This window comes from Mycoplasma marinum (assembly GCF_004335975.1).
Taxonomy (GTDB): domain Bacteria; phylum Bacillota_I; class Bacilli_A; order Mycoplasmatales; family Metamycoplasmataceae; genus Mycoplasma_K; species Mycoplasma_K marinum.
The window spans coordinates 1-5,023 of the sequence record NZ_PSZO01000032.1 but is presented as its reverse complement, the minus strand read 5'-3'; the positions used below and the strand labels follow the sequence as shown (position 1 = coordinate 5,023).

The window sequence follows — 5,023 nt, the reverse complement described above, 5'->3', positions numbered from 1 at the left end:
ATTAGAGTTCAAAGATGTTTGGATAATAAAACACCATACGAATATTCTCGCATGATGTCCAACACTTTGAGTGTGTCTTAATTTTTTATCCTAATATATGCTAAAAGCAAGCATTTAATTATTGTTAATTATGATCAGTTTGAAATAAGTTCGGGTGCAAAATCTGCAAGCACTTTAACTGCAAAGTATAAGAATGGTTGAGTTCTAAAGTCATAACTTGAATGTCCTATTATACTCATAACTAATGTTTTTCCCACTTCCATTTTAGCTTTTGGTGATCAATTTAAATCCAATATATTTTGTGTTGAGTTTTCAAAATTTGTAAGTGAATTCAAGAATTTTCCATAATTTTCTTGATTATTCATCTTAGCTTTTATTGGAGGTAATGTTTTTTTAATTATTTGTTCCAAGGCTTTTTTTGAAGAAGAATTCAATGTTCCGTATTTTACTTTGAAATTTTCTATTTTTTCAACAAGAGGAGTTGATTCAGTTAACAAATTACTTAATCCAGGTAAAGCACCTTTCATAATTGAAATATTACCACTTACATTTTCACCTGCTGTACCATAAATAATCATTTCCAACTGGTCCAGAATTAATTGTGTTAATTTTTCATCATTATTAAAAATTGAATTTATTTTAGTGCCTATGAAATATTCATCTGCTTTATTAAAATTAATTGTTGTAGGATTTATTGTAAAAACTGTTCCAGTATTATCATTTTCAAAACCATCAAAATCTACTCCAAGAGAACCAACTTTTCAACTATCCATTGATCCACCTTCAGAAAAAGTAACTCTTGATCTTAAAGAATTTTTACTTAAATCTGTATATATTTCAGTTGTAAGGTGAACGTTTTTTATTGTTTTAATTTCTTTTACATATTCGTCAAATTCTTTAGCATTAAATTCTTTTTCATTATTTGGTTTTTCAGTGATTGTTCCATTAAATAAGTTAGAAGATATCCAAATCGACTCGTTATTCATTCCTCCATTTTTTATTCCGGTTTGTTGATTTCTTATATAAGATCTTGTTAATAAATCTTCTGGTTTAGCTTTTGAACCATCAGCATTAAGGGGTGTTTTCATTTTTGCATCTAGTTTTGTTCAATCGTTTCAAGAATTGGCTTGAACATTAGATTTTTTAACAAATGAATCAATAGATTTTTCCATATCTGGTGAAAGTTTATCACCTGTTAATGTATCATAAATAATTAAATCAAAGTATTTTTTATCATTCTTGATAATCTTATATTCTTTATCATTTTTGTCCTTATCACCACTTACAAAATCAGAATTTGCAAAAACTAATGTTCTTTTATGTAGTTCTGGCAATTTATCTATTTTTGATTTAATATTTTGGTTAACTTTAATTAAAGTATTTTCAAATTCCGCTTTTGTTTTAACCGCATATAATTCCTCTGGTTTTCAACCTTTTGAATCTTTATAAGCACTTCTTGAATCTCAATAAATTCTATATTTTCCAACAACTTTTCATTTGTTATTTTTGATATTTTCATTATTTTTTCGTGCACCAAAAAGATTTAATTGTGGATAGTTGAATGACGTTGTCTTTGCATTGCTATCAAAAAGTGAAAAAGGATTTCCAATTGATTCCATTAAATTGATTCCATTAACATATTTATCAACTTCTTTATCAGATCTGAATTGAACTAGTCCGTCTCCATTAGTTTTGTCTCCATCATTGTTATTTACAATTTGATTTAAATCGCCACTTTTTTCATCTTTTGAACCGCAAGAAATAACTGTTGCTATTGGTACTGCAATCACTGTGACTGCAGCTAATGCACCAAGAGATATTTGTTTTCTGTTTAATTTCATTTAAAGCTCCTTTATAATATCTTGTTTTTAAAGTGCAAATAAAAAAGCACTATGCTTTATTTTAACAAATAATACTTTTTTAATCAAATACACTTTAATTAATCTTTTTATAAAACTATCTTGATGATCAACTAAATTTTTTGCTTATAAATCAAACACTTCCTGAGAATACTATTGCAGGTAAAACAATGTTTAGAATCCTTTCTGTTATACTAAATAATTTAATATTTTGTAATAGGAACATATCTAATCATGTGTAATCATTTTTAGCTATATAATCACTATAAATTGATGCAAACCTTGTTGGGTCTCCACCAGTTTTATCATCTCCTTGGAAGTATTGAGTTATAAAGTCTCTAACCTTATCGATATCAGGGATCTTTCTAATTCCTCAACTCTCTGTAAAGTTAAAGATATTATTTCCTGAAGATATAAATGATTGGTCTGTAAAAATTAATCTAAATAAAGTTGGATCATTACCTACGAAAAATAGCTTATTCATATTTTCAAGCGCATCCTTATATTCTTTACCATTAGAAATATTTTTTGTAAGGAATTTTTGGATTATCTGTAAATCATGGATATTAATATATCATGCACTATTCGCAGTTGCTGGTCCACCACTTGCATTTTTAAGAGTAACTTCAGTATCAAAACCTTTTAATTTAGTTAAATTTTCAAAGAAATCACCATATTGAAGTGAGAAATTAGCGTCTACTCTAAAGTATCTAACTCCATTAATTATTTTGGAATTATCAAGAACAGCATTTCCTGGTTCATTTTTGAAAATTAATGCTAGTTGCTCTTTGCTATTAATGTGTTCAAGAGCAGAACCTAAATGGCTAAGTGGTGTGGTAGCTATAACAATGTTACCTGTTGTATATCTAAAAATAACTAATCTTGACAATCATTGCATTATTTTTGATTCTGCAACAATATCAAATGTTAGAACCATACCAGATAAAAACATAGAAGGAAGAACAATTATTAAAGAAGTGGTTAAAGCTTGTTGTGGAGTTTTTGCAAATGTAGCAATAACTAAACCGATACCTAACGACATAATAATGTGAATACCATTAGCTGCTATAAAAGATCAAAAACCTTTAGCTGATGTAAGACCTGAATAAAGACCTCATTTTACATGTCCACTTGGGAACACTTTATTATAAAATGCAGCCATACCAACAATCAAAATAGCTATAATTGCACCCACAATCATCGCAACATAATAAATAATTACAGCAGTTGCAAATCTCCGTGGGTTCACTGGAGTAGAACCAATATATTTAAATAGTGTTGAATTTTTTAATTCCATAATACCAAGAGGCATAACTTGAACAGCAATGAACATTGTTACAAGTGAAATAATACCTGGCAATACATATTCAGTACGCATAATACCGCCTAATATTACAAGTAATATAGATGGAAATATAAATACTAAGATTGGACCATAAATTGTTTTTCAGAAGTATGAATTTAATAATTTAAGAGTTGCTCTCATTATTTACCACCTCCCAATAATTTTAATTTTCTCTTTTTTTCTTTTTTCTTTTTGTTGCTTTTATCTATTTTAAAATCAGAAGAAGTCTTATTATTTTGATTACCAAATTCAATATGTTTACGCATGAAATTATCAAGTGATCCATATTCTTTTTCAATATCTTTGATAAGACCTTGAGCAACAATTGTTCCTCTATCAAATACGATTACACGATCACATATTTTAGTTATTTCCTCTGTGTGGTGAGAAATAACAATTGCTGACATATTATTAGCTGATAGCAGTTCATCTGTAAATTTAATGATTTCCTCTCTTGCTGAAATATCTAGTCCAGTTGAAAGTTCATCCATAATTACAATTTTAGGTTTATGTAAAACGGAAAGTAGAATATTTAATTTTTGTCTTTGCCCCCCTGAAAGTGATCTTGAATTCTTATTATAGAATTCTCCCATTTGAAAAATATCAAGTAATTTTTTAAGCTGCTCAGTTGTCATATCTAAGTGGTGTACATTACGAGCAAACATTATAATATCTTTAACCGTTAAACCAGAAGGATAATTTGAATCTTGAAATTGCATTCCCATTGATTCTTGAGGAACATTTTTATATTCAAAACCATAAGTTATTTTTCCTTCATCCCCTTTATTAAGACCCATAATAATTTCTGAAACTGTTGTTTTACCAGCACCATTACCACCGATAAGACCAACTCTTTCGCCACTTTTAATCTCGAAAGAAATACCTTTAAGAGCTTGTACTTCTCCGTATGATCTTTTGATATTCTCTAATTTTAAAATTGGAACTTCTTTCCTATCTTTTTTAAGTTTGTCTAATTCCTTATTCAAGATAGTTATTTTTCTTTTAGTATTTGTCTTTTTGGTTTTTAATTCTTTAAAATTTTTATCTCCATCCACATCTTTCTTAGCTTTTAACTTAGTCATCTTTTTGTCGATCTCTCCCATGTCCTTATCAACACTAAGTATTTTCTTTTTAAGATCTTGTATCTTTAAAATAAGTTCGTCTTGACAAATTGAGAAATCATTATTTTTTTTCTTTAATTCATTTCTTTTCTTGATATTCATGAAAGTATTATAACATTTTAAATTAAAAACCCTATTTTGCTAAGTTTTCAATTATTAGTAAATTCACTAATTGCATGAAAAACTTAGAAAGATTTATATTTACCCAGAAAGTTAAAGGTATAGTAATTAATGCTACTTTAATATTATTTTATTGAAAGTTACGCACCTAAATAAATACAATTAAAATAAAATATTTAAAACAATTGAAAATATTAATAACTAGAAATATTGTTATTGACAGTGGTTTAAATCAAATAACTAATCTACATATAACAGCGAATCATTGCAGTCTTTTGAATATTTATTAATATCAAAAATCAATGAAGACATAAAAAAATATGGCGCCATATAAAAGCAAAAAAATAATACAATTTCAATGTATAAAATATGTTTTACAATCAACTCTAATATAAGATATGAATTTAGCTTTTTTAGCATTACCTGCTTTAAAGTGTTATTAAAAATAGATGTATAAGAAGAAAAAGTTATTGTCATAGAGGTAATGTATTAAATTTTGTGTAACTCCTATGTTGTAAAATTACAATAAAGGAGTTTTTATTATGAAAAACAAAAAAGACAAAACATTTCAAGAAGAA

General features: G+C 27.2%; 3 protein-coding genes. All 3 read right to left on the bottom strand.

Features of this window, described 5'->3' with window-relative positions; all coding sequences use genetic code 4:
• Window positions 1–128: 128 nt before the first annotated feature.
• The 3 genes from C4B24_RS04405 to C4B24_RS04395 all read right to left on the bottom strand — a co-directional run bounded on the left by C4B24_RS04405 (window position 129) and on the right by C4B24_RS04395 (window position 4,427).
• Complete coding sequence (locus C4B24_RS04405) at window positions 129–1,841, bottom strand: hypothetical protein (protein WP_131599565.1); 1,713 nt, start codon at window positions 1,839–1,841, stop codon at window positions 129–131.
• Between the two features lie 115 nt (window positions 1,842–1,956).
• Window positions 1,957–3,345, bottom strand: a complete 1,389-nt coding sequence (locus C4B24_RS04400; RefSeq protein ID WP_131599564.1) for an ABC transporter permease — start codon at window positions 3,343–3,345, stop codon at window positions 1,957–1,959.
• Window positions 3,345–4,427 carry an ABC transporter ATP-binding protein gene (locus tag C4B24_RS04395; RefSeq protein WP_131599563.1) on the bottom strand — a complete coding sequence of 361 codons (1,083 nt, stop codon included), beginning with the start codon at window positions 4,425–4,427 and terminating at the stop codon, window positions 3,345–3,347. The genes C4B24_RS04400 and C4B24_RS04395 overlap by 1 nt, the downstream gene beginning before the upstream one ends.
• Window positions 4,428–5,023 lie beyond the last annotated feature (596 nt).